Source organism: Enterobacter cloacae complex sp. P24RS (assembly GCF_014982165.1).
GTDB classification, from domain to species: Bacteria; Pseudomonadota; Gammaproteobacteria; order Enterobacterales; family Enterobacteriaceae; genus Enterobacter; species Enterobacter quasihormaechei.
In genome coordinates, this window is record NZ_JADCKU010000004.1 from 87,268 (window position 1) to 111,951 (window position 24,684).

A 24,684-nucleotide genomic window follows, 5' to 3' on the forward strand; every position below is an offset into this window, starting at 1 on the left:
ATGCCGACAGGACTACTGATAGAACTAAATGACGGCGGAAAGCGCATGGAGATAACTGCGGGCCTGCGATGCCCGTCGTTTGGGGCCAACTTTGACAGTGGCTACCAGAAAGCCAAGTACGCTGATGTTGCCGGTTATGTTTCCGGGGCGCAGGTGCTGTTTATCCCTCACGCGACGGCTTATCTTGATTCAGGGCTGCTTCATAAAATGAACTCGGTCACCATATCCGGTGGCCGCGTGACGCAGAACTCCACGATGAAGGATGTAAGCATCAGTGAGCGTGAAAGTACGTACACGTTCCCCGGTAGCCTCTGGCAGATATTTCCGTCAGGCCAGCGTAGTGGTGTGGGTCTTCTCATCAGCAACAGCACTGACTTCACTTCAATAACCAATGCCACGCAGTCAGGACAGTGTATCTGGAAGGGGACCGTCAATGTTCCCACTGGCGGCTGGGCAGTTCCCACGATAGCGGGGTACGACAAGTCCAAATATATTGTCTTTGGGCGCTGCAATAGCGGCAACACCGTCGATTTCGATGGCAACACGGTCAGGTTCTTCAGCCCTCCATCCACCAACGATGATGCTCCAACGACCGGCACGATAGATATTGTCATCTTTGCCAGTGGCGTGGCGCCGCAGCCGGGCACCGGGCTCAACATCTTCAATGCAGCCGGGGCCTGCACGTTTTCAACGACAAAGCGGCCTTTCGTCTACCTCAACCAGCTCTGGACGCCTTCAAAAAATGCCGTGAGCATCGGCGGCGGGTATGTTCCGCTGGGCAGATTCGGGCTGATGGCTCACGAAGTTAATGGCATGTACGTGTATCGAATGTTCGGAATAAAAATACAGAACGGCAGCGCTTCAGTTCAGGGTGGGAAATATCTGGGGCGCGAGCGGTATGCAATTTTTGGTAATGACACGGTAACGCCACTGAACCTTCCCGTTCTTCCTGATATGTACGTCTGAATAAACTGTCTTTTTAATCAACCCCGCTCCGGCGGGGTTTTTTATTGCCTGGAGAAAATATGCTTTATAACACTGGCACCATCGCCATTAACGGAAATACAGCCACCGGCACCGGCACGAACTGGACGGCACCGGCCAGCCAGATTCGGGTTGACCAGACGTTGTTTGTTCTTTCTAACCCGGTACAGATGTTTCAGATCACCGCCATCAACAGTGCGACGTCACTGACGGTTACGCCTGCCGCGTCTCCGGCGCTGAGCGGCCAGAAGTACGGCATTCTTGTTACTGATAGTCTCTCGGTCGACGGCCTGGCGCAGAGCATGTCTCAGCTCATCAACGAGTATGACGAGAACATCGGCGCGTGGGAGACGTTCGCCACTACCTCAGCAAACCAGAACATCACCGTTACCATCAACGGCGCTCGTGTAACCATTCCGGCGATCGGCAAAATGGTCCAGAAAGGGAGCAATGGGGCGGTTGGAGTTACGGACGGCGGGACCGGGGCAACAAATGCCGCTGGCGCTCGCACAAACCTCGAATTGGGAAACAGCGCTACACGAGACGTTGATAGCCAGTTTGCTCCGGTGTCATCGTACATAAACGGAGCCGCTGTTATGGCCCAGGTTCATCGCGATTACAGGAACCTTGCCTCTTATGATGGTATTTCACAATATCCGCTCGGCATGTCTTTTGGCATACAGCTTGGAGGGAATGGCTGGGGTGGAGGCAGCGGAGTTGATACTTACACGGGCATGTTAACACTCCGTGGCTGGCAGGATTCATCGGGTGGCGGCTACACGTCATGGCAGCTTGCCTCAACCTCCCAAGGACTGAAGTATCGTCAGGGCAATGGAACAATTCAGGGCAATGCTAACGTCGGGTTCTCAACGACGCACACCATTTATTCGACGCAGAACACCACGAAAGCCAGCGACGGAACGCTTAAGGCGGCATCTCCGATCGCCAGAATCGTGAAATCTCAGGAAGAGAACCAGCGTACCGATGTTGACGAAGTAGGCTTCACCTGGTGCGGCTGCGGTACGGCGAACGCCGAGGCTGAAGGGATCAAAATCTCGCGGCTGGATGTTGGGGTGTATGTTCTTATCGGCTCGGCAGGCCTGGCATCAGAAGGCTGGCAATTGCTGCCGCCAATGGATCCGGGTGGAATGGGAGAACTGGGTGTTGTTGAAGCAGAGCAAACCGAAAGCGGCGGGCTGACAATTCGGCTTTTTAAGCGGAAATATATGCTGAGCGATGAAGGGGAGATCGTCAAAACAAAAGGGGCTCCTATGGATGTTCCGGCCAACAGTTGGATCGACGTACGCCTCGACATGCCTGAGGATAGCATCTGGAATACAAGATCTTCTGAAGCTTCTCTGGAACTGACAGAGCAGCCAGCAGTCATTCAGCCTTAAAAATTAATAGGCGAACCCAAATTGATCTGCATTCCATTTAAAACTACTGTATATAAACACAGTAATAAAGGGAGTGCAGATTATGCCCCGAAATTCAGATATTCAAGCCGCCTTTATTGCGGCCATAGAGCTTAACCCAAAGGGCTACCGCTACCTGAGAACAGACCGCTTCATACAAAAGTTGCGTGGTTTTAACTGGCACTTTACCCGTGACGATGCAAATAAGTGGATAGAGCGCAACCAACCAGGTTTCGCTGATAAAACGACAGACGGTAGCGACAATCGTTACTGGATCCTGCGTAACATGGGGAGGGTACACTGATGGGTTTCGCATCACCAGCTGCTGATTATGTTGAGCGTCAACTGTCCCCAGCAATCCTGTGCAACATCGGGGCGGATAGTAGGGTGCTCGAAACTGATATGGGGTTTGCGGTCATAGAGCCAGCAATGAAAAAGACGCCTGGAGATGTATTGTTAATTTTGTGCGACGGCCACACACAATTTGCAAAACTCATGGGCAAGGCGCTCATTACGGATGATGGTGAAGCGATTGAGGGATCAGCGCTTGAAGAAGTGGAAGTGCTGGGTAGGGTGACGTTCTTCATCAATCGTGCATTAGATGATGATTGCCCTGCAATATAGATAAAGTTCCCCATGCGTCACTGAAAAAAACCAGCCATAAGCGGCTGGTTTTTTGTGTAGTTTGGTCGGCACGATAGGATTTTGCCTCCATCGCATGATGGCCATCCTAAAGCTCAAAGGAAGTTTTGCATAATCACTTCTTCAAAATCGCATTCCCCAAAATAAAAGCTAAGCGAATGAAAAATATAGTGAAATTTAAGGATGAAAATGCAATAAAATCAGCCAGAAAAACATGGTTAACTGGCTGATTAATAACATTTAATTGGAGGTTGAAGAACTCTGCTTCTGGAACAGTTCCCGGAAGACCGGATAGATGTCATCCTGGTCACGAATGTGCTGCATCGCGAAGTTATCGAACATTGCTTGCAGATGCTCATATTCACGCCACAGCGTCTGGTGGGCACGACGGGTAATTTCAATGTAGCTGTAGTAACGCACCACCGGCAGGATCTTCTTCGCCAGAATTTCATGACACAGCGGCGAGTCATCCGCCCAGTTATCACCATCCGATGCCTGCGCGGCATAGATGTTCCACTGCGCCGGATCGTAGCGCTCCTTCACCACCTCATCCATCAGCTTCAGGGCGCTCGACACGATGGTCCCACCGGTCTCCTGCGAGTAGAAGAACTCATGTTCATCCACCTCTTTTGCCTGAGTATGATGGCGAATGTAGACCACCTCCACGTTCTTATAGGTTCTGCTCAGGAACAGATAGAGCAGAATATAAAAACGCTTAGCCATATCCTTCGTCGCCTGATCCATCGAGCCTGATACGTCCATCAGACAGAACATCACCGCCTGGCTGGACGGCTCCGGACGTTTTTCGTAGTTCTTGTAGCGCAGGTCGAAGGTGTCGATAAACGGTACCCGGTCGATCTTCGCCCGCAGTTCGGCAATCTCTTTACGCAGGCGCTCCTCTTCCAGCAGCTGCGCCGGTTCCGTGTTTTCCACCACCTTCAGGCTGGTTTCCAGCTCGCGCAGTTCGCGCCGTTTACCCGCCGTCATCGCCGTACGTCGCGCCAGCGAGTTTTGCAGCGAACGCACGACGCTGATATTGGCGGGCACGCCGTTTGCGGTATAGCCCGCGCGATGGGTTTTGTATTCATTAAGCTGGCGGTGCTGATTCTTTTTCAGATTCGGCAGAGCCAGATCTTCAAACAGCAGGTCGAGATACTCGTCTTTAGATATCTGGAAGACAAACTCATCCTGGCCTTCACCGTCCTGGCTGGCTTGTCCCTGACCGCTGCCAGAACCGCCGCCTCCGCCTTGTGGCCGCTCGATTCTGTCATTCTGGACGAAGTGGTCATTTCCTGGGTGCACGCGATGGCGAAGGCCGCCACGCCCCTGATGAAACATCGGTTCGCTGATGTCATCGTTGGGGATGGAGACGGATTCACCGCTGTCGACGTCGGTCACCGAGCGTTTGTTGATGGCCTCGGAGATCGACTGTTTAATTTGCGATTTATAACGGCGCAAGAAGCGCTGGCGATTCACCGTGCTCTTGTTTTTGCCGTTAAGACGCCGGTCAATAAACCAGGTCATATATCCCCCGTACTGCATTTGCCAACTTTCAGCGGCCCGGTCAGCAAAGGCGCTGCCGGGCACTTGTGTTAAGACGATTTGCGCACGCGCAGATACCATTCGCAGAGCAGGCGGACCTGTTTGCGGGTATAGCCTTTCTCCATCATACGGTCGACAAAATCGTCGTGCTTTTTCTGCTCGTCGGTAGAGGTTTTGGCGTTAAACGAGATGACCGGCAACAGCTCTTCCGTGTTGGAGAACATTTTCTTCTCGATAACCGTGCGCAGTTTTTCGTAGCTGGTCCAGTTTGGATTGCGGCCGTTGTTATGCGCTCTGGCGCGCAGCACGAAGTTCACAATCTCGTTTCGGAAGTCTTTCGGGTTGCTGATCCCGGCCGGCTTCTCGATTTTTTCCAGCTCCGCGTTCAGGGACTCACGGTCAAACAGCTGGCCGGTGTCCGGGTCGCGGTACTCCTGATCCTGGATCCAGAAGTCAGCGTAGGTGACGTAGCGGTCAAAGATGTTCTGGCCGTATTCGGAATAGGATTCCAGGTAGGCGGTCTGGATCTCTTTGCCAATGAACTCGGCGTATTTCGGGATCAGGTAGCCTTTCAGGAACTCGAGGTAGCGTTCAGCCTGCTCCTGCGGGAACTGCTCGCGTTCAATTTGCTGTTCCAGTACGTAGAACAGATGGACCGGGTTAGCGGCCACTTCCGCGTGGTCGAAGTTGAAGACCCGGGAGAGGATCTTAAACGCAAAACGCGTCGACAGGCCGTTCATCCCTTCGTCGACCCCGGCGTAATCGCGGTATTCCTGGTACGATTTCGCTTTCGGGTCGGTATCCTTCAGGCTTTCCCCGTCATACACGCGCATTTTGGAATAGATGCTGGAGTTTTCCGGCTCTTTCAGGCGCGACAGGATCGAGAAGCGCGACAGCGTTTCCAGGGTTCCCGGCGCGCAAGGGGCATGCATTAGCTCACTGTGGTTGAGCAGTTTTTCATAAATCTTGATCTCTTCGGAGATCCGCAGGCAATAAGGCACTTTGACGATATAGACTCGGTCAAGGAACGCCTCATTGTTTTTGTTGTTACGGAAGGTTACCCACTCAGATTCGTTCGAGTGAGCGAGGATAATCCCGTTAAACGGCAGGGCGGAGATACCTTCCGTCCCGTTGTAGTTGCCTTCCTGCGTGGCGGTCAGCAGCGGATGCAGCACTTTAATCGGTGCTTTAAACATCTCGACAAATTCCATAATCCCCTGGTTGGCGCGGCACAGCGCACCGGAATAACCGTAGGCATCCGGATCGTTTTGCGCGTGATGTTCCAGCTTACGGATATCAACTTTACCCACCAGCGCCGAGATATCCTGGTTGTTCTCGTCACCGGGCTCGGTTTTGGCGATGGCGATCTGCTCAAGAATGGATGGCCAGACCTTCACGACGCGGAATTTGGTGATATCCCCACCAAACTCATGCAGACGTTTTGCCGCCCACGGCGACATGATGGTGCCGAGATAGCGGTGCGGAATGCCAAACTCTTTATCCAGAATCTGCGCATCCTCCTGCGGGTTAAACAGGCACAGCGGATGGTCATTCACCGGGCTGCGCTCGCCGTTGGCGCTCAGGACGTAGATCGGCACGCGCTGCATCAGCGCCTTCAGCCGTTCAGCCAGGGAGGATTTACCCCCGCCGACAGGACCCAGCAGATAAAGGATTTGCTTCTTCTCTTCCAGCCCCTGAGCGGCATGCTTCAGGTAGGAGACGATCTGCTCGATGGCGTCTTCCATGCCGTAGAACTCTTCAAACGCCGGGTATCGGGCGACCACCCGATTCGAAAATAGACGGGAAAGCCGTGGCTCCAGGGCAGTATCGACCATGTTTGGCTCACCGATAGCCATTAATAGCCGTTCTGCCGCATTGGCATAGGCACTGCGATCTTGCCGACAAATGGTAAGAAACTCCTGCAGTGTGAACTCTTCGTCCTTGGCAGCTTCATAGCGCTGGCGATAGTGATCGAATATATTCATGGCATGCCGTCCTTTCGTTTTTTAGCACAGGATAAGAGCCGTTCGTATGAGTAGTGGAGGCTCCCGGAAGAGAATTTTTCGCACCTCACCTCCAGAGCAGCAACCTGTGTGCCAGGTCGAAGGCTATGAACCGCAGGGTGTTCAGCAAAACCTCTTCTTAAATTAAAGCGTAGATGGCAATTGCAAAAATTGCATACGCATAAAATCTACTTTCAATGACATATCAATAACTCATCCAAAAATTTCCACTGTGGTTATAAGCGAAAAGGGGGTTTTTCATTTAGCGTTCACATAAATGAAAGCGGGTTGTCATCTGAAAAATGAAAAATAACGGGTTAATCAAACGGATTAGCGCGCAAAAAATTTTGGGATGTACGGGAATGGCGGTTACACTTCACCCGCTGATTATTTGACTACAGGAAAGAATGGATTGTGACCAAACTCAAACTTCTGGCATTGGGCATCCTTGCCGCGACCGCAGCGAGCACCGTACAGGCTGAGAGCCAGTGGACTGTTGGCGCGGGTGCTGGCGTGATCAACAGCCCGTACAAGCAGTATGACCGCGACGTTTATCCTGTCCCCGTTGTCACCTATGAAGGCGATAACTTCTGGTTCCGTGGATTGGGCGGCGGCTACTATCTGTGGAACGATACGGCCGATAAGCTCTCCATCATGGCCTATTACGATCCAACGCACTTTAAACCAGGCGACAGCGACAGCAATGCGCTTCGCCAGCTGGACAAGCGCAGAAGCTCGCTGATGGCGGGGCTTTCATACGTGCATAACACCCAGTATGGCTTCCTGCGCACGGCGCTGGCGGGCGATACCCTGGACAACAGCAACGGCTTCATCTGGGATCTGGCGTGGCTTTATCGCTATACCAACGGCGCGGTGACCCTGACGCCAGGTATCGGTGTGCAGTACAGCAGCGAGAATTACAATGACTACTACTATGGCGTGTCTAAGGCTGAGTCTCGCCGCAGTGGTCTGAATAGCTACAGCGCTGATGATGGCTGGGATCCGTACCTGGAACTCACCGCCTCCTATAACTTCCTCGGCGACTGGAACGTATACGGTACTGGCCGTTATATCCGTCTGAGCGACGAAGTGAAGGACAGCCCGATGGTCGACAAGTCCTGGTCCGGCATCTTCTCCGTGGGTGTGACCTACAAGTTCTGATTTGAACGTTATCTATTAAAACGGGGCGCTTGCGCCCCGTTTGTTTTTTGTTATGCCTGACGTTTCACAATCTTGATCGTCTGGCCTAAGCGGGATGGTTTTTCTTCGCTGGTTTTCTGCGGGGCAGTCACACACGCGGTTTCCACACACACGAAGGTTTTGTAACCGTCGTCCGGGATGTCCGCCATGCTGACGGAAAGGGCCGGGCCCGGGTTCCAGCCGACCACGTTGCTGTGGTGGTGGTGAACCACTTCAACACCGCGGTTCAGCGCGCTGTCGTGGATCACGCTACAGGCTTCCGGGTGCAGGTAAACGCGGTCGGTACGATCCGGGAAGCTCTGCACGCCATCGTCCAGTTTGCCTTCTTTCGCGTTATCCACTTTGTCGATGAAGGTATCGCCCAGTCCGCTCACCTTAACGGCCTGGATGTCGCCTACGTTGAAATAGGTGTGCAGCGCGGAGGTGGTTTCGAATTCGCCGTGCGCTTCCAGCTCAATTTCGCAGGTTTTACCCAGCTTGAAGCGGGCATACAGAGTGAACTCGTGTGGCCACAGGGCGCGTGTTTCATCGTTCGCCTGGAGCTCAAAGGTCAACACCGCGCCGTTATCATCTTCGTTATGCGCCTTCAGCGTCCACTGCTGGTTACGGGCGAAACCGTGAGACGGTAAACCCTGCTGCGCTGACGGGCCAAACCATGGCCAGCAGATCGGTACGCCGCCACGGATCGCCGCCCCTTTTTTGAACGAGGTGGCATCGCTCAGCCACAGGCCTTCTTCTTCGCCTTCTGGTTTCCAGGAGAGCAGGTGGGCGCCATTGAGCGCTACGGAGGCTTTAACGCGCGGATGATCGACGACGATGAGATCGGCACCGTCAATCTGACGGCGGGAGAGCACAGGGGTAAGTTGTTCGACTACCGGAAGTGCAAAAATTTTATTAATCATTAAGCAATCCTCTGTCTAAAAAACAATAAAAAAGGCGACCGAAGTCGCCTTTTAAGATCAAGCACTCATCTCAACTTATTTGGAGATGTGAGCGATCAGGTCCAGTACTTTGTTAGAGTAGCCAGTTTCGTTGTCGTACCAGGAAACCAGTTTCACGAAGTTGTCGTTCAGTGCGATACCTGCTTTAGCATCGAACACGGAAGTGCACACTTCGCCGTTGAAATCGGTAGATACAACGTCGTCTTCGGTATAACCCAGAACGCCTTTCATTGGGCCTTCGGAAGCAGCTTTGATTGCTTTCTTAATTTCTTCGTAAGAAGCAGCTTTTTCCAGACGAACGGTCAGGTCAACAACGGATACGTTAGGAGTTGGAACGCGGAACGCCATACCAGTCAGTTTGCCATTCAGTTCTGGCAGTACTTTACCTACTGCTTTAGCAGCACCGGTAGAAGATGGGATGATGTTCTGAGCCGCGCCACGGCCGCCGCGCCAGTCTTTGTGAGACGGGCCATCAACGGTTTTCTGAGTAGCGGTGGTAGCGTGAACGGTAGTCATCAGACCTTCGATGATGCCGAAGTTGTCGTTGATAACTTTAGCCAGCGGTGCCAGGCAGTTGGTGGTGCAGGATGCGTTGGAAACGATGTCCTGGCCAGCGTAAGTTTCGAAGTTTGCACCACGAACGAACATTGGGGTGTTGTCTTTGGATGGACCAGTCAGAACAACTTTCTTCGCGCCCGCAGTGATGTGTTTACGTGCAGTTTCGTCGGTCAGGAAGATACCGGTCGCTTCAGCTACAACGTCAACACCGATTTCGTTCCATTTCAGGTTAGCTGGGTCTTTCTCAGCAGTAACGCGGATGGTTTTGCCGTTAACAACCAGATGGCCGTCTTTCACTTCAACGGTGCCGTCGAAACGACCGTGAGTTGAGTCGTACTTCAGCATGTACGCCATGTATTCAGCGTCCAGGAGATCGTTGATACCAACGATTTCGATGTCAGAACGTTTCTGAGCAGCACGGAAAACAATACGGCCGATACGGCCAAAACCGTTGATACCTACTTTGATAGTCATATATTCCACCAGCTATTTGTTAGTGAATAAAAGGTTGCCTGTAAAATTACAAAAACCTTACGCAGCGTCAAGCGGAATCGTGTCAATCATTGCGACAAATCAATCCTGTGACTAACGTTTGTGCGACTGACTCGCCTCACTTTCCCTTTGAGCTAGCAACCACATGGGGGCTGCGCCCGGAATTTTAAAGGCCTCACAGGATTAAAATGTGAAATTGATCACAATTGCCTGACCGCCTTTTCGCGACACATAAGTTTAGAACAAAAGTGCACGCGCGGGTGTTAATGTTTTGTTAGAATCTGGGTTAAAAGATGTCTGTTTCAACAGCGAGATGTAAGCATATGTCGAACCAACATAACCCCGACGATCTGAAAAAAAACCTGACAGAGATGCAGTTTTACGTGACGCAAAATCACGGCACAGAACCGCCGTTTACCGGGCGTCTGCTGCACAATAAGCGGGAAGGCGTCTACCACTGCCTGGTATGTGATGCACCGCTGTTTAACTCCCAGACTAAGTATGATTCTGGCTGCGGCTGGCCGAGCTTTTACGAGCCTGTCAGCGACGATGCGATCCGCTACCTGACGGACTCCTCGCACGGCATGGTGCGTACCGAAATTCGTTGCGGAAACTGTGACGCCCATCTCGGGCACGTTTTTCCGGACGGCCCGCAGCCGACGGGGGAGCGTTTCTGCGTCAATTCGGCGTCAATGAGCTTTACCGATGACGAAAACGGCGACCAGACCAAAGGTTGAAAAAACGATTCAGCAAATTATTCCTTTGAAAGGGAGAGATCGTGAATATTGATGACATGATTGCAGGCATGACCCCGGAGGTGTATCAGCGTCTGGTGACGGCCGTTGAGCTGGGAAAATGGCCGGACGGCGTGGCGCTAACCCCGGAGCAAAAAGAGAACAGTTTGCAGCTGGTGATGCTGTGGCAGGCGCGTAACAATACCGACGCACAGCACATGACCATCGACACGCAAGGCCAGATGGTAATGAAGAGCAAGCGCGAGCTGAAAGAAGAGTTTGGCATTACGCCAAAGCCGATCGCGACGATAAAAATGCAATAACGGTGCGGGTTGATGCCCTCACCCACAGGGAGAGGGCTTGATGTCGTACTACTTATGCGGGATCCCGAGCGACTCCGCCAGCTGCTTCGCTAACTGGTTGTTGTCATCCGCGCCATACTCCCAGAACATGGCGCCTGCGAGTCCTTTCTCCTTGATGTAATCCGCTTTGATCGCCACGGAACGCGGGTTCTCATAGGAGATCGCAAACAGCGCCTTCCCGTCGGCGGATTTTACCGACAGCCACGGCACCTTCGCCCGATCGTCCCAGTGCTCGATAAAGCGTTTCTGCGGATCGTTCAACAGCTTGCTAACGATATCATTGTATTTCACATAGGTATCTTTGGTCAGATCGTAGCCAAGCGATTTAAACAGGCCAATTTCCTGCGGACCGAAGTAGGATTGGGTCACCGGATTGTTTTGCGCGTCCGGTTTGCTCCAGTCGATGCCCGGTTCAACGGCGCGCTTCGGTACGCGACCGTAAAAACCGATCCCGAGGTTCATCTGCTGCGGCTTAAGCCCGGCGGCCAGGTAGTTATTGACCACAAAATCGACGCTGTATCTATCGGCCTCGGCCACCGTTGGCCAGGCGCTGGAGTCATACAGATTGGCGTTGAAATACTGCGTCCCGTACGCCATGTCATAGGTCATCAGGTTGATGTAGTCGAGCAGGGGGGCAATGGCCTTCACGTCCACCCAGCTTTTCGGACTTTCCGCATTCGCGCCCACCGCAATCGTGACCAGCTTCTTCTGACCAAACGCGTCACGCAGCTCTTTTAACAGCGCGGTAAAATTATCCCTGTCGGCAGGGTTACTTTCGACCAGCCCCCACGCGCCGTTGACCGGGAATTCCCAGTCGAGATCGATCCCGTCCAGGCCGTATTTATTGACGATCTCCTGCGCGGAGCGAATAAACACCGCGCGGCTCTCCTGGGTTGCCGCTGCGCCAGAAAAACCGCGCGCTCCCCAGCCGCCCACGGACAGCAGGACTTTCAGGTTCGGGTTTTGTTTACGAAGCTGAGGAATTAACGCCAGGTCGGACGCCACTTTCGGGGATAACCAGATTTGATGCAGCTTCGCCGGATCTTTCAGCGCGGCGTTGGTTTCGTCTTTCTCGTTGTTGTAGACCAGACCAAACGAGTAGTTCAGGTGGGTGATCTGGCGAACGTCGAGTTTATTGATATCGCCACCCGGTCCGGCGGTCACATCGCCACCGCCATTGAAGTAGCCCACGGACATCAGGGGCGCGGCGTAAGCAACCGACGCGCAAAGCAAGGGTAATGCTGCCAGCAAGGGCAAACGTTTCATATAAGATCCTCTTTGACTAAAAATAACCACGCCACAGAAAAAGGCGTGGCGAAAAAACAGCCTGAAGAGGATAGCATTGCCGCTTCGCCTGTGATGCGAGGGAGTTCACTTTATGGAGATTGGGGGAGAAATGCCGGGTGGCGCTGCGCTTACCCGGCCTACAAAACCAGAGAAAGTAGGCCGGGTAAGGCGAAGCCGCCACCCGGCTAAAAAAGCTTACGCCTGCGTCTCCAGCCAGTCGGCCAGCGTATACAGCGTTGCGCCTTCCGCCGCCATATCCATAAACGCCTGGGCGCTGTCCTGCGGCTGAATATTCACCCCACGACAGCCGTCGGTGATGACATTCACGGTATAGCCCAACTGGAGCGCGTCCAGCACCGTAAACTTCACGCAGTAATCCGTTGCCAGACCCAGCACAATCAGCTCGGTGATCTCATGATGGCGTAACCACGCGTCCAGCGCCGTTTTCTGGCGGTGGCCGTTATCGAAAAAAGCGCTGTAGCTGTCGATTGTCGGGTTTTCGCCCTTGTGAAACACGGCGTCGATCGCCTTCTGGTTCAGCAGCGGATGCAGCTCGGCGCCTTCCGTCTGCTGTACGCAGTGATCGGGCCAGAAGGTTTGCGCCAGCCCGTCCAGCTCGCCCTGGCTATAAGGCTCAACGTTGTGCTGGCTGGCAAAGCTGCCGTGGTTTGCCGGATGCCAGTCCTGACTCGCCACGACCGCTTCACCGCGAGCCTTACACCACGCAATCAGCGAATTGGCGACGTCTACGGTGCTGTCGCCTTCCGCGACGGCCAGCGCGCCGCCCGCACAGAAATCATTTTGCAAATCGACCAGTAACAGGGCGCGTTGCTTCATGGGAACTCCTTATTCGTCCGGCGTCAGTTCGCCGCGCAGGTTTTGCATCATGGCGCGGCGAATGGAATCAATATCCAGATCCTGACTCAGTAAATAGTGAAGTTTAGTCAGCGTTGCCTCAACGGTCATATCGAATCCGCTGATCACGCCCGCGTGCGCCAGGGCATTACCGGTGGCGTAGCCGCCCATGTTGACCTTGCCGGACATGCACTGGGTGAGGTTGACCACCACAATCCCGCGATCGCTCGCCTCCTGAAGCTCTTTCAGGAACTCACCGTTCTGCGGGGCGTTACCCACACCATAGGAGCGCAGGATCAGCGCCTTCACCGGCTGGCGCAGGAAGTTGCGCACCACGTCGGCGGAGATGCCAGGATAAATCGTCACCACGCCAATCGGCTGCGGGGTAATCGGGTGAACAATCAGCTCGCCAGCGGTGTTTGGCGCAGGCGGCGTGCCCAGACGGCGGATATGGATCCCCGCTTCCAGCAGCGGTTGCAGGTTAGGCGAGGCAAACGCGTCAAAGCCATCGGCGTGCGCTTTAGTGGTACGGTTCCCGCGGTACAGCCGGTTGTTGAAGAACAGCGACACTTCGTTGATCGGGTAATTAGCGGCCACGTACAGGGAGTTAAGCAGGTTGATCTGCCCGTCCGAACGCAGTTCCGCCAGCGGGATCTGCGAGCCGGTCACGATGACGGGCTTGCTCAGGTTCTCAAGCATGAAGGAGAGCGCTGAGGCGGTGAACGCCATGGTGTCGGTGCCGTGCAGGATCACGAAGCCGTCATACTGGTCGTAATGGGCTTTAATATCGTCCGCGATATGCTGCCAGTCTTCCGGCGTCATGTCCGAAGAGTCCATCAGCGGCTCATACTCGTGGATGGTGAAGTCCGGCATTTCCGGACGGTGGAATTCGGGCATCAGCGCCAGCTGGCGCTGCAAGTGACCGGAAACCGGGATATAGCCATTTTCTGAACGCTGCATACCGATGGTACCGCCGGTATAGGCGACATAAATTGATTTCTTCTGCATGGTAGTGAGTTCTTGTTCTTCAAAAGAAAAAATCCCCTCTTCACCGGAAGAGGGGACGGTTTTTAACGCACGTTCGCACACGTCAGGCAAAACGCGTAACGGCTTTGCGGATCGTTGAAGGCCGCGAGCTTATCGCTCTCCGCTTTCATGGCTTTAGCCGCAGTCGCCACCGGCGCCGGCAGATACGCCTGAAGCGCTTCCGGCAGCATGGCGCGGACGGAGCCGGACATGCTGTCCATAACCATATCGAAGAACGTCGGTTCGTCCTGATAATAGTCCACGTGCCACTGCTTAAGCTTCGCCAGTTCCGCCGCTTTCTTCACGGCGTCATCGAAGTCACCCAGGCTGTCTACCAGACCGTTGCTCTTCGCATCCTGGCCGGTCCAGACGTGGCCCTGGGCGATCTGGTCAATCTGGTCTGGCGTCTTTTTACGGGAATCCGCCACCAGCGTGATGAAGCGCTTATAGCCACTCTCAATGCTGAGCTGCATCATCTCAGACACCTCAGGCGGCAGAGATTTCGTCACGGACACATCCGCCAGCGGCGAGGTGGAAACGCCGTCGGTATGAACGCCGAGATAATCCAGGCTGTTCTCTACGGTGTTGATCACCCCGAAGATGCCGATTGAACCCGTCAGCGTGCTTGGGTTCGCCACGATGTAGTTAGCCGGCGTGGAGATCCAGTAACCCCCGGAAGCCGCCATGCCGCCCATGGATACGACGACCGGCTTGCCCGCGGCGCGCGCGGCGGCCAGCTCAGCGCGGATCACCTCGGAGGCGCTGACGCTGCCGCCTGGGCTGTTGACGCGCAGAACAATGGCTTTCACTTTCGGATCCAGGCGAGCATCGCGGATCTGCGACGCGGTGGTATCACCGCCGACGTTACCCGGGGTTTCCTCACCGTCCATAATGGCGCCGTTGGCAAACACCACGGCAACGCTGTCGCCGCTGTCGTCCGGTTTTTTCGCGGCGTAGTCATACATGCTGATGGCGCTGTAGTTTTTGTCCTCTTTACTCCAGCCGAACTGTTTGGTCAGCGCTTTTTCAATTTCAGCGCTGGAGCCCAGCCGATCGACCAGTTTGTTATCAAGCGCGTATTTCGCCGTATCGCCGTCTACCTTGCGCAGTCCGTCCAGTACGCCGCGCGCGCCCGGGAAGACCTGCTCAGCGGTCATTTGACGGTTAGCGGCAATGGTGCCGAGGTAGTTCTGCCACAGCTCGCCAATCCAGCGGCTGTCCGCTTCACGGGCCGCAGGGGACATATCATCGCGGATGAACGGCTCCACGGCGGATTTATAGGTCCCGACGCGGAAGACGTGGGTGGTGACCTTCAGCTTGTCGAGCAGCGTTTTATAGTACAGACCGTTAGTGGCGAAGCCATGAAGATCGACTGTGCCCTGCGGCGAAAGCCAGATTTTATTGGCAAAGCTCGCCAGATAATATTGCCCCTGGGTGTAACTGTCGCCAACGGCAATGACCGGCTTCCCGCTGTCGCGGAATTCGCGCAGCGCTTTACCGATGTACTGCATTGACGGCTGATCGGCCCCGGCAAAATCTTTCAGGTCCAGCACGATACCCGTGATGTTACGGTCGTCTTTGGCCTGACGGATGATGTCAACGATATCAAACAGGGAGTTTTCCTGAAGACGGTCTGACGTTGCGCCAAAAAGCTGGCGGCCAATCACGCCCAGACGGTTGCTGGTAGACGGCTTATCGACAATCACCCCGGTGATGTCAAGCAGCAGCGCGCCGCGCGTCGAATTCTGCGCCTGGCTGGTGCTGCTGATATGCATCCAGATCCCCACGCAGACCAGGACCAGGAAGATGAAGAAGATATTCATCACCAGGTTGCGGACGAAGTTGAGCAGTCGCCACGTCCATTTAAAGAAACCGGCAAAGATTCGCCAAAGGGTTCGCATGTATTCTCCCTAACCAGAAAAGGACTGTTTCCGTCGCCACGGGACGGTAATGTGCGGTTATCGTAATGACCCAACCGCCACTTGTCAGCAGGAATCGCCTGCCGCGCTGTAACAAATTCTGCTGTCGTGTTAATTTTGTGAGTAAATTTCACGAAAGGAGTTAACCAATGGACGCACTTGAACTGCTTGTTAACCGTCGTAGCGCTTCCCGCCTGGCCGAACCGGCACCCGTCGGCGAGCAGCTGGAAAACATTCTGCGTGCCGGAATGCGTGCGCCGGACCATGGCACATTGCAGCCCTGGCACTTCTTTATTATTGAAGGCGAAGGGCGTGACCGCTTCAGCCAGCTTCTGGAGCAGGGTGCTATTGCCGCAGGCCAGGATGAGAAGGGGATTGATAAAGCCCGCACCGCGCCGTTCCGCGCCCCGATGATTATTGCCGTCGTGGCAAAATGCCAGTCTGACCATAAGGTGCCGGTCTGGGAGCAGGAGATGTCCGCCGGTTGCGCGGTAATGGCAATGCAGATGGCCGCCCTCGCGCAGGGCTTTAACGGCATCTGGCGTACCGGCCCGCTGACCGGGAGCGCCGCCGTGCGGGAAGGCTTCTCCTGCGGTGAACACGATAAGATTGTCGGCTTCCTCTACCTCGGCACTCCTCAGCTTAAAGCCTCCAGCACCATTAGCGTGCCGGACACCACGCCTTTCGTCAGCCGTTTTTAACCACACGCGCTAAACTGTCTGGATTCTGAGCATCCGCCGCAGAATTCAGACAGTCATACTTACCTCTTTATGGAATGAGCGCTACCATAGCGCGATTGAGATGACAGGAGACGTCCATGAGCGAGCAAACCATTCGTTTAACGCAGTACAGCCACGGAGCCGGTTGCGGTTGTAAAATTTCCCCGAAAGTGCTGGAGACCATTCTGCACAGTGAACAGGCGAAGTTTGTCGACCCGAACCTGCTTGTCGGTAACGAAACGCGTGACGATGCAGCGGTTTATGACTTAGGTAACGGCACCAGCATTATCAGCACCACTGATTTCTTTATGCCGATCGTCGACAACCCGTTCGACTTTGGGCGCATTGCGGCCACCAACGCCATCAGCGATATCTTTGCGATGGGCGGCAAGCCGATTATGGCGATCGCCATTCTGGGCTGGCCCGTCAATACCCTTGCGCCAGAGATTGCCCGTGACGTGATCGAAGGCGGGCGCTTCGCCTGCCAGCAGGCGGGAATTGCGCTGGCTGGCGGCCACTCCATTGATGCGCCGGAGCCGATCTTCGGCCTGGCCGTGACCGGCGTGGTGCCGACCGAACGCGTGAAGCGCAACAGCACCGCGCAGGCGGGCTGCAAGCTGTTCCTCACCAAGCCGCTGGGTATTGGTGTACTGACGACCGCAGAGAAAAAATCGCTGCTTAAGCCTGAACACGTCGGGCTTGCGACGGAGGTCATGTGCCAGATGAACCTCGCGGGTGCGGCTTTCGCCAGTATTGACGGCGTGAAGGCAATGACCGACGTGACCGGTTTTGGCCTGCTGGGGCACCTCTCAGAAGTGTGTCAGGGGGCGGGCGTGCAGGCGCAGGTCTGGTATCAGGACGTGCCGAAGCTGCCGGGCGTGGAAGAGTACATTGCTCAGGGCGCCGTTCCGGGCGGGACGCAGCGCAACTTCGCCAGCTACGGCCACCTGATGGGCGAAATGCCGGAAGCGTGGCGCAACCTGCTGTGCGATCCGCAAACCTCCGGCGGCCTGCTGCTGGCGGTGACGCCGGAAGCGGAAGCTGACGTTCAGGCGACGGCCGCCGAGTTTGGCATCACCCTGACGGCCATTGGCGAGCTGGTGACCGCCCGCGGTGGCCGCCCGATGATTGAGATCCGTTAATTCTATGCGGTTGTTTATTGCCGAAAAGCCGAGCCTGGCCCGTGCCATTGCCGACGTGCTGCCTAAGCCGCATCGCAAAGGCGACGGCTTTATCGAATGCGGTAACGGGCAGGTGGTCACCTGGTGTATCGGTCACCTGCTTGAACAGGCGCAGCCGGACGTTTACGACAGCCGCTATGCCCGCTGGAATCTCAACGATCTGCCGATCGTGCCGGAAAAGTGGCGTCTGCAACCTCGTCCTTCCGTCACCAAACAGCTTAACGTCATCAAGCGCTTCCTGCATGAGGCGACGGAGGTGGTGCATGCGGGTGACCCGGACAGGGAAGGGCAGCTGCTGGTAGACGAAGTGCTGGACTACCTGGAGCTGGCGCCGGAAAAGCGTCAGCAGGTGCAGCGCTGCCTGATTAACGACCTCAACCCGCAGGCGGTGGAGCGCGCGATTTCGCGCCTGCGCGCCAACAGCGAATTTATCCCCCTGTGTGTCTCCGCGCTGGCCCGTGCCCGCGCGGACTGGCTGTACGGGATCAACATGACCCGCGCCTACACCATCCTCGGACGCAATGCGGGCTATCAGGGCGTGCTCTCCGTGGGCCGCGTGCAAACCCCGGTGCTGGGGCTGGTGGTGCGTCGTGACGAAGAGATCGAAAATTTCGTCGCCAAGGATTTCTTTGAAGTCAAAGCGCATATCGTCACGCCGAAAGACGAGCGCTTTACCGCCGTCTGGCAGCCGAGCGACGCCTGTGAGTCGTATCAGGACGAAGAGGGGCGGCTGCTGCATCGTCCGCTGGCGGAGCACGTGGTCAACCGCATAACCGGCCAGCCCGCAATCGTCACCAGCTATAATGATAAACGGGAATCAGAGCCTGCACCGCTGCCGTTTTCCCTTTCGGCATTGCAGATTGAGGCCGCGAAAAAGTTTGGCCTGAGCGCGCAGAACGTGCTCGATATCTGCCAGAAGCTTTACGAGACCCACAAGCTGATCACCTATCCGCGTTCGGACAGCCGCTATCTGCCGGAAGAGCACTTCGCTGGCCGCCATTCGGTGATGAACGCCATTGGCGTTCATGCCCCGGATCTGCTGCCTCAGCCTGCGGTTAACCCGGATACCCATAACCGCTGCTGGGACGATAAAAAAGTCGATGCCCACCACGCGATTATCCCGACGGCGCGCGCCAGCAGCGTCAACCTTAGCGACAACGAAGCAAAGGTCTATAACCTGATCGCGCGTCAGTACCTGATGCAGTTCTGCCCGGACGCGGTGTTCCGCAAGTGCACGATCGAGCTGGAGATTGCCAAAGGCAAATTTATTGCGAAAGCGCGTTTCCTCGCTGAAGCGGGCTGGCGCACGCTGCTCGGCAACAAAGAGCGCGACGAGGAGAATGACGGCACGCCGCTGCCGGTGGTGGCGAAAGGTGACGAACTGCTGTGCGAGAAGGGCGAAGTGGTTGAACGTCAGACCCAGCCGCCGCGCCACTTCACCGACGCCACGCTGCTTTCGGCGATGACCGGGATCGCCCGTTTTGTGCAGGATAAAGATCTGAAGAAGATCCTGCGCGCCACCGACGGTCTGGGCACGGAGGCAACCCGAGCGGGGATCATCGAATTGCTGTTCAAGCGCGGTTTTCTGGAGAAAAAAGGGCGCTATATCCACTCAACGGAGCCGGGGCGGGTGCTCATCCACTCCCTGCCGGAGCTGGCCGCAAGGCCGGATATGACGGCGCACTGGGAGTCGGTGCTGACGCAAATCAGCGAAAAGCAGTGTCGTTACCAGGACTTTATGCAGCCGCTGGTGGGCACGCTTTACCAGCTGATTGACCAGGCGCGCAGCACGCCGGTGAAGCGCTTCAGAGGGATGGTTGCACCCGGCGGCGGGGCGAAGAAACCGTTCAAAAAGAAAAAGAGCGCGGCCAAAAATACAGCTGCTTAAACCGTAGGCCGGGTAAGGCGTAGCCGTCACCCGGCGAAAAGCGGCTCTGCGGCCCTGAAAAAAAGCCCGGTGGCGCTGACGCTCACCGGGCCTACAGGGCGAGATCGCAGCGAAACGTTAAATCACACCCTGCCCGATCATCGCATCTGCCACCTTCACGAACCCGGCGATGTTGGCGCCGCGCACGTAGTTGGTCTGTGACGCCTCGCCGCCGTACTCCACGCAGGCATGGTGAATATCCAGCATAATGTGGTGCAGACGGGCATCCACTTTCTCTGCCTTCCAGCCCATTCTCGCGGCGTTTTGCGCCATTTCCAGGCCGGACGTTGCCACGCCGCCCGCGTTCGCCGCCTTGCCCGGAGCAAACAGCACGCCTGCTTCGAGGAACAGATCGGTCGCTTCAATGGTGGTGGGCATGTTTGCCCCTTCCGCTACCGCCTTCACGCCGTTGCTAATCAGCGTACGGGCGGCGTCCACGTCCAGCTCGTTTTGCGTCGCGCACGGCAGGGCGATATCCACCGGCACGCCCCACGGCTGCTTGCCTTCCAGGTAGGTCAGGCCAAACTCGCGGGCATAGTCCGCCACGCGCCCGTCGCGGCTGGCTTTGATTTCGCACAGGCGCGCCAGTTTTTCTGCCGTAAAGCCGGCTTCATCTACCACCGTACCGCTGGAGTCGGATGCGGTTACCACGCGCGCGCCAAATGCCATCGCTTTCTCGATAGCGTACTGCGCCACGTTGCCGGAGCCGGAGACCGCCACGCGCATCCCCTCGAAGCTCAGGCCGTGACGCTTAAGCATCGCTTCGGTGAAATAGACCAGACCGTAACCCGTCGCTTCGGGGCGAATCAGGCTGCCGCCAAACGACAGCCCTTTGCCGGTAAAGACGCAGGCGCTGTTGTTGGAGAGTTTTTTCATCATCCCGGCCATAAAGCCCACTTCACGTCCGCCCACGCCAATATCGCCGGCAGGGACGTCGGTATCTGGCCCAAGGTGACGATAGAGCTCAGTAACCAGCGCCTGACAGAAGCGCATCACTTCGCCTTCGCTTTTGCCTTTTGGATCGAAATCACTCCCGCCTTTGCCACCGCCCATCGGCAGGGTAGTGAGCGCGTTTTTAAAGGTCTGCTCGAAGCCGAGGAATTTCAGGATCGACAGGTTCACGGACGGATGGAAGCGCATCCCGCCCTTAAAAGGCCCAATGGCGGAGTTAAACTGCACGCGCCACGCGCGGTTGACCTGCACCTGATTGCGATCGTCCACCCATGCCACGCGGAACTGGATCACGCGCTCCGGCTCCACCAGACGTTCAAGCAGCGCCATCTGGCGGTAGCGCGGGTTTTCTTCAAGGAAGGGCCACAGGGTGGTCATCACTTCACGAACGGCCTGGGCGAACTCGCTTTGGTGCGGGTCGCGCTGCTGAACGTGGGCAAGGAAGCTTTCCAGAGAGCGTGTCTGATCCATAGATATAAGAACCTCTTATAATAATTTATGCGCGTGGCGTAGATGTTATGTGTTGTTTTTTTGACTATACCACCCGCACCGCTTTGAGAGGCAAGCAGAAATTTAGGCCGAAAGGGAAATTAATGACGAGGCGCGCGTCATAACCAAAAGCGATGACGAGATAAATTAAAGATCCCGTCGCGATCTACCGTTATAGATATAAACGATGCAAAGGAAAGAAAGTCTATGAACCGTTACGCAATGGCCGCGTTGTGCTTGATGTTTTCCACCGGGGCGCAGGCTGACCGCCTACGACCGGATGTTGAAGTGAACGTGCCGCCAGAGGTCTTTAGCGCCGGCGGCCAGCGCGCGCAGCCGTGCAGTCAGTGCTGTATTTATCAGGATCAAAACTATTCAGAAGGGGCGGTGGTCAGGGCGGATGGCGTACTGTTGCAGTGCCAGCGCGATGAACGCACCCTCAATACGAACCCGCTGGTCTGGCGTCGCGTAAAAGAATAAACGCTTCCAGCAGCGGAATATCCGCCGGCGCTAACTCATAGCTGAAAGCGTCTTCTGGCGTGCACCACACCAGCGCCGAGTGGTAGTGCGCCTTTAACTCGCCGCTAAATTCCGGCACGTGCCAGGCGTGGAGGTGGATCAGCCGCTGCGACACTTCCCGCCGGTGGCTTGCCACATACTGCGCGGGCACGGCCTCAATGCCGAGCTCTTCACGCAGTTCGCGGATCAGCGCTTGGGGCTGGGTCTCACCGGCTTCAACCTTGCCGCCCGCAAATTCCCACATTCCTGGCTGATCCGCATAGGCAGGGCGCTGTGCCAGTAAAATCTTGCCCTCTTTTTCAAGGATGGCCGCAACAACATCGAGTGTTTTCAGCATGTTCGTCAATAATTAATAGCGAAAAACGACATATTATCGTGCCCTTTCAAAGAGTCCAGTCATCAGGAGAAACAGGTGAAAGAGACATCCGCCTGGGTTGCCCCCATTGAATCCCTTCCCGTCAGCCTCAAGCCCATTGCCGCGATGCAGAAAAAACACTTCGGTGCGGTGCTTAACCCTACCCGCTGGTGGGGGCGCATGCCGCGGCTTTTCTGGCTGGTGGCGCTGTTTGTTGGCTATCTGGAGCGCCGCCGGGCGCGTTTGACGCCGGTGCTGCGTTCGCTGCTGATGACGCGGGTTTCGCAGATCTGCCACTGCGCATTTTGTATCGATGCCAACAGCCTGCGTCTGGCCGAGCGGAGCGGGGCGCTGGATAAAGTGCAGGCCGTCAGCGACTGGCACCATTCCACCCTGTTCAGCGAAGAGGAGCGCGCGGCGCTGGCCTTTGCGGAGGCGGTCACCGCCACGCCGCCTCGGGTGGATGAAAATATCAAAAGCCAGCTAAAGCGCCACTTTACGGAAGAGACCATCACCGAAATGACGGCCCTGATTGCTTTTCAGAACCTTTCCGCCCGCTTTAATGCCGCACTGGATATTCCGGCGCAGGGGCTGTGCGCCACGTTTAAAGGTAAACCGCATGCTGGATAAACATCTGCACCCCCGGCTGAAGCCCGGGCTGAATCAGCTGGCTGCCGCGCTGGATAAACCGTTTATCACGCCTGACGGGTTGACGCTCGCCGGGTTTGCCATCGGCGTGCTGGCGTTACCGTTTCTGGCGCTGGGCTGGTATCCGGCGGCGCTGGTCGCCATTGTGCTGAACAGGCTGCTGGACGGGCTGGACGGCGCGCTGGCGCGTCGCCGTGGCCTGACGGATGCGGGAGGGTTTCTTGATATCGCCCTCGACTTCCTGTTTTATGCCCTGGTGCCGTTTGGCTTCGCGCTGGCCGCACCGGCTGAAAATGCGATTGCCGCCGCCTGGCTGCTGTTCGCGTTTATCGGTACGGGCAGCAGCTTTCTGGCCTTTGCCGCGCTGGCGGGGAAACATGATATCGAGAACCCCGGCTACGCGCACAAGTCGTTTTATTATCTCGGAGGGTTAACGGAAGGGACGGAGACCATCGCGCTGTTTGTGCTGTGCTGCCTGTTTCCGGCACACTTCACGCTTTTTGCATGGGCGTTTGGCGCGTTGTGCTGGCTGACCACCACAACGCGCATCTGGAGCGGTTACGTGACGCTGAAGTCACTCCCCCGCTAGCGTGTTCGCTCCGGGCCGCGCGCGCCGGTGGAGACCGGGTTCTGCGGATGATTGCTCCATTCGTACCACCCGCCGTCGTAGACGGCCACGTGCTTCCAGCCCATGGCGCGGGCGTACATGAAGGCTTCAGACGCGCGCCAGCCGGTGCCGCAGTAAAACGCGACGTGCTGCTCCGGCAGGATATTCCACGCCTTCCACATGGCGGCGATATCATCGGCGCTGCGCATGGTGCCGTCCGGATTGTGGAAATCTTCCATGTGGGTCGCGTCGCTGCCCGCATGGCCCCAGCGCGCGCCGGCAATGTCACCTTTTGGCTTGATATAGCTGTAGCCGCTGGTTTCACCGATAAACTCCGGCCAGGAACGAATGCTTACCAGGGATGCATCCTGACGGTGCAGCATTCCCCGGGCCTGTTCCATATCCACCATCAGCTGGGGTTGACCCGGGATCGGCGCGCCAAAATCAGGGGCTGGCTTCACGTTCTCAGGCGTTCCGCGCTCAACGGGCAGGCTGGCGTCTGACCATGCCTTCCAGCCGCCGTCCAGAATACGCACATCCTTCACGCCCGCGTAGAGCATGATCTGCGCCACGCGCGCGGCGGCATACACGTCGCGACCGTACAGAATGACGGTGGTATCGTGACGGATCCCGTGCTTCGCCAGCATCGCTTTCAGCTTCTCGTCAGAGACCTTATTCCACAGCGGCTCGCTTTCCACTTCGTTGGTGTCAATGTAGCCCGCGCCGGGAATGTGGCTCAGGAGATAAAGCTTCGGCGCACCCCAGCCAGCCTCAATCACCTTCCAGTCGCCCGCCGGCGCGGCGGTAACCGGTTTACCCTGCTGCAACCGGTGGATCCACTGCGGATAAACCAGCTGTTCGAAATGCGCCAGCCGTTGCAGACGGTCAGCCTGTTGCAGGGCGTCGCTCAGGATGGAAACGCGGGTAAAGCCTGCTTTTTCCAGCCGCGTTTTGACGGTCTGGTTGTCGTCATCGTTGCCATAGAGCGCAACCGGCACGTCTGCCGTCAGCCGGTGCTGTTTTGCCCAGCCGCTGAGCTGTTCATCGCTCATTGCCCCAAGCCAGCGGGCAGAGAGATTAAGCGCGGCGGGCTCGTGCCCGGACGTTCCGCTCAGGGTCTGTGGCCAGCCGTTATAGAACGCACTGATACGCGTATCGATTACCGCGCCGTTCTTAGCCTGTAGCTGGGCCAGGGTGAGGGAGTGGGGCAGATCAGCCGCCGTGGAGGAAAGTGAAGCGAGGCCGCAGATCAGGGCCAGCGCGGTCAGTTGAGAAACACGTTTCATCGAAAAACCTGACGTCATTAAAAGAGGATGGCATTGTCGTCG

Annotated in this window: 24 protein-coding genes; 13 read left to right on the top strand and 11 right to left on the bottom strand. The window is 56.3% G+C overall.

From position 1 onward, the window contains the following. The 4 genes from INF58_RS04950 (at nucleotide 1) to INF58_RS04965 (ending at nucleotide 3,023) form a co-directional block, all read left to right on the top strand. Nucleotides 1–966, top strand: coding sequence for a DUF6453 family protein (locus INF58_RS04950; protein WP_193527140.1), 966 nt, complete (start codon nucleotides 1–3; stop codon nucleotides 964–966). A 59-nt stretch (nucleotides 967–1,025) separates the two neighbouring features. Further along, nucleotides 1,026–2,381 (top strand): phage tail protein, encoded by a 1,356-nt coding sequence (locus INF58_RS04955; protein WP_193527141.1) that lies wholly within the window; start codon nucleotides 1,026–1,028, stop codon nucleotides 2,379–2,381. A gap of 82 nt (nucleotides 2,382–2,463) precedes the next feature. Continuing rightward, a complete protein-coding gene (locus INF58_RS04960) occupies nucleotides 2,464–2,703 on the top strand; it encodes a hypothetical protein (protein WP_047737181.1) in 240 nt (79 codons plus the stop codon). Continuing rightward, the gene (locus tag INF58_RS04965) at nucleotides 2,703–3,023 is read left to right on the top strand and encodes a hypothetical protein (RefSeq protein WP_049025016.1); all 321 of its coding nucleotides are present in this window, start codon (nucleotides 2,703–2,705) and stop codon (nucleotides 3,021–3,023) included. Before INF58_RS04960 ends, INF58_RS04965 begins: the two co-directional genes overlap by 1 nt. 258 nt (nucleotides 3,024–3,281) lie before the next feature. Here the strand turns inward: INF58_RS04965 and INF58_RS04970 are convergent, their stop codons facing one another. Further along, nucleotides 3,282–4,565, bottom strand: coding sequence for a YeaH/YhbH family protein (locus INF58_RS04970; protein WP_193527142.1), 1,284 nt, complete (start codon nucleotides 4,563–4,565; stop codon nucleotides 3,282–3,284). 68 nt (nucleotides 4,566–4,633) lie between these two features. Further along, complete coding sequence (yeaG, locus tag INF58_RS04975; protein ID WP_063449019.1) at nucleotides 4,634–6,568, bottom strand: protein kinase YeaG; 1,935 nt, start codon at nucleotides 6,566–6,568, stop codon at nucleotides 4,634–4,636. Between the two features lie 432 nt (nucleotides 6,569–7,000). Between yeaG and INF58_RS04980 the strand changes: the two genes are divergently transcribed. Further along, complete coding sequence (locus INF58_RS04980) at nucleotides 7,001–7,747, top strand: MipA/OmpV family protein (protein WP_063866429.1); 747 nt, start codon at nucleotides 7,001–7,003, stop codon at nucleotides 7,745–7,747. A 50-nt stretch (nucleotides 7,748–7,797) separates the two neighbouring features. On the opposite strand, the gene INF58_RS04985 is transcribed toward INF58_RS04980, so the two are convergent. Both INF58_RS04985 and gapA read right to left on the bottom strand, forming a co-directional pair. Further along, entirely contained in the window at nucleotides 7,798–8,688 is an 891-nt protein-coding gene (locus INF58_RS04985) for a D-hexose-6-phosphate mutarotase (RefSeq protein WP_193527143.1), read from the bottom strand. 75 nt (nucleotides 8,689–8,763) lie between these two features. Continuing rightward, entirely contained in the window at nucleotides 8,764–9,759 is a 996-nt protein-coding gene (gene gapA, locus INF58_RS04990) for a glyceraldehyde-3-phosphate dehydrogenase (protein ID WP_006809136.1), read from the bottom strand. Nucleotides 9,760–10,100: 341 nt separating this feature from the next. On the opposite strand from gapA, the gene msrB reads away from it, so the two are divergent. Together msrB and INF58_RS05000 are read left to right on the top strand one after the other, a co-directional pair. Further along, nucleotides 10,101–10,514, top strand: coding sequence for a peptide-methionine (R)-S-oxide reductase MsrB (gene msrB, locus INF58_RS04995; RefSeq protein WP_022647790.1), 414 nt, complete (start codon nucleotides 10,101–10,103; stop codon nucleotides 10,512–10,514). A gap of 56 nt (nucleotides 10,515–10,570) precedes the next feature. Further along, nucleotides 10,571–10,834, top strand: coding sequence for a YeaC family protein (locus INF58_RS05000; RefSeq protein WP_227415026.1), 264 nt, complete (start codon nucleotides 10,571–10,573; stop codon nucleotides 10,832–10,834). 48 nt (nucleotides 10,835–10,882) lie between these two features. Here the strand turns inward: INF58_RS05000 and INF58_RS05005 are convergent, their stop codons facing one another. The 4 genes from INF58_RS05005 to sppA form a co-directional block, all read right to left on the bottom strand. Next, nucleotides 10,883–12,139 carry a glycoside hydrolase family 18 protein gene (locus INF58_RS05005; protein ID WP_193527144.1) on the bottom strand — a complete coding sequence of 419 codons (1,257 nt, stop codon included), beginning with the start codon at nucleotides 12,137–12,139 and terminating at the stop codon, nucleotides 10,883–10,885. Nucleotides 12,140–12,355: 216 nt separating this feature from the next. Next, entirely contained in the window at nucleotides 12,356–12,997 is a 642-nt protein-coding gene (pncA, locus tag INF58_RS05010) for a bifunctional nicotinamidase/pyrazinamidase (protein WP_107535154.1), read from the bottom strand. A 9-nt stretch (nucleotides 12,998–13,006) separates the two neighbouring features. Then, nucleotides 13,007–14,023, bottom strand: a complete 1,017-nt coding sequence (ansA, locus tag INF58_RS05015; RefSeq protein WP_032673734.1) for an asparaginase — start codon at nucleotides 14,021–14,023, stop codon at nucleotides 13,007–13,009. A 62-nt stretch (nucleotides 14,024–14,085) separates the two neighbouring features. Continuing rightward, complete coding sequence (gene sppA / locus INF58_RS05020; protein ID WP_063866435.1) at nucleotides 14,086–15,942, bottom strand: signal peptide peptidase SppA; 1,857 nt, start codon at nucleotides 15,940–15,942, stop codon at nucleotides 14,086–14,088. 167 nt (nucleotides 15,943–16,109) lie between these two features. Here sppA and INF58_RS05025 point away from each other — a divergent pair, with 167 nt between their 5' ends. The 3 genes from INF58_RS05025 to INF58_RS05035 all read left to right on the top strand — a co-directional run bounded on the left by INF58_RS05025 (nucleotide 16,110) and on the right by INF58_RS05035 (nucleotide 19,748). Then, nucleotides 16,110–16,661, top strand: coding sequence for an NAD(P)H nitroreductase (locus tag INF58_RS05025; RefSeq protein WP_193527145.1), 552 nt, complete (start codon nucleotides 16,110–16,112; stop codon nucleotides 16,659–16,661). A gap of 116 nt (nucleotides 16,662–16,777) precedes the next feature. Beyond that, nucleotides 16,778–17,821 carry a selenide, water dikinase SelD gene (gene selD / locus INF58_RS05030; protein WP_063866437.1) on the top strand — a complete coding sequence of 348 codons (1,044 nt, stop codon included), beginning with the start codon at nucleotides 16,778–16,780 and terminating at the stop codon, nucleotides 17,819–17,821. Between the two features lie 4 nt (nucleotides 17,822–17,825). After that, nucleotides 17,826–19,748 carry a DNA topoisomerase III gene (locus INF58_RS05035; protein WP_193527146.1) on the top strand — a complete coding sequence of 641 codons (1,923 nt, stop codon included), beginning with the start codon at nucleotides 17,826–17,828 and terminating at the stop codon, nucleotides 19,746–19,748. A 117-nt stretch (nucleotides 19,749–19,865) separates the two neighbouring features. Here the strand turns inward: INF58_RS05035 and gdhA are convergent, their stop codons facing one another. Next, complete coding sequence (gene gdhA, locus INF58_RS05040) at nucleotides 19,866–21,209, bottom strand: NADP-specific glutamate dehydrogenase (RefSeq protein WP_006809116.1); 1,344 nt, start codon at nucleotides 21,207–21,209, stop codon at nucleotides 19,866–19,868. 225 nt (nucleotides 21,210–21,434) lie between these two features. Between gdhA and INF58_RS05045 the strand changes: the two genes are divergently transcribed. Next, nucleotides 21,435–21,707 (top strand): YnjH family protein, encoded by a 273-nt coding sequence (locus tag INF58_RS05045; protein ID WP_193527147.1) that lies wholly within the window; start codon nucleotides 21,435–21,437, stop codon nucleotides 21,705–21,707. Here the strand turns inward: INF58_RS05045 and INF58_RS05050 are convergent. Next, nucleotides 21,667–22,083, bottom strand: a complete 417-nt coding sequence (locus tag INF58_RS05050) for a pyrimidine (deoxy)nucleoside triphosphate diphosphatase (protein ID WP_305038697.1) — start codon at nucleotides 22,081–22,083, stop codon at nucleotides 21,667–21,669. The two genes, INF58_RS05045 and INF58_RS05050, sit on opposite strands and share 41 nt — an antisense overlap. A gap of 75 nt (nucleotides 22,084–22,158) precedes the next feature. Between INF58_RS05050 and INF58_RS05055 the strand changes: the two genes are divergently transcribed. Continuing rightward, entirely contained in the window at nucleotides 22,159–22,731 is a 573-nt protein-coding gene (locus tag INF58_RS05055) for a carboxymuconolactone decarboxylase family protein (RefSeq protein WP_063866442.1), read from the top strand. Next, entirely contained in the window at nucleotides 22,721–23,338 is a 618-nt protein-coding gene (locus INF58_RS05060; RefSeq protein WP_193527148.1) for a CDP-alcohol phosphatidyltransferase family protein, read from the top strand. Before INF58_RS05055 ends, INF58_RS05060 begins: the two co-directional genes overlap by 11 nt. On the opposite strand, the gene INF58_RS05065 is transcribed toward INF58_RS05060, so the two are convergent. Further along, a complete protein-coding gene (locus INF58_RS05065) occupies nucleotides 23,335–24,642 on the bottom strand; it encodes a sulfurtransferase (RefSeq protein ID WP_193527149.1) in 1,308 nt (435 codons plus the stop codon). The genes INF58_RS05060 and INF58_RS05065 overlap by 4 nt on opposite strands. Between the last annotated feature and the right edge of the window lie 42 nt (nucleotides 24,643–24,684).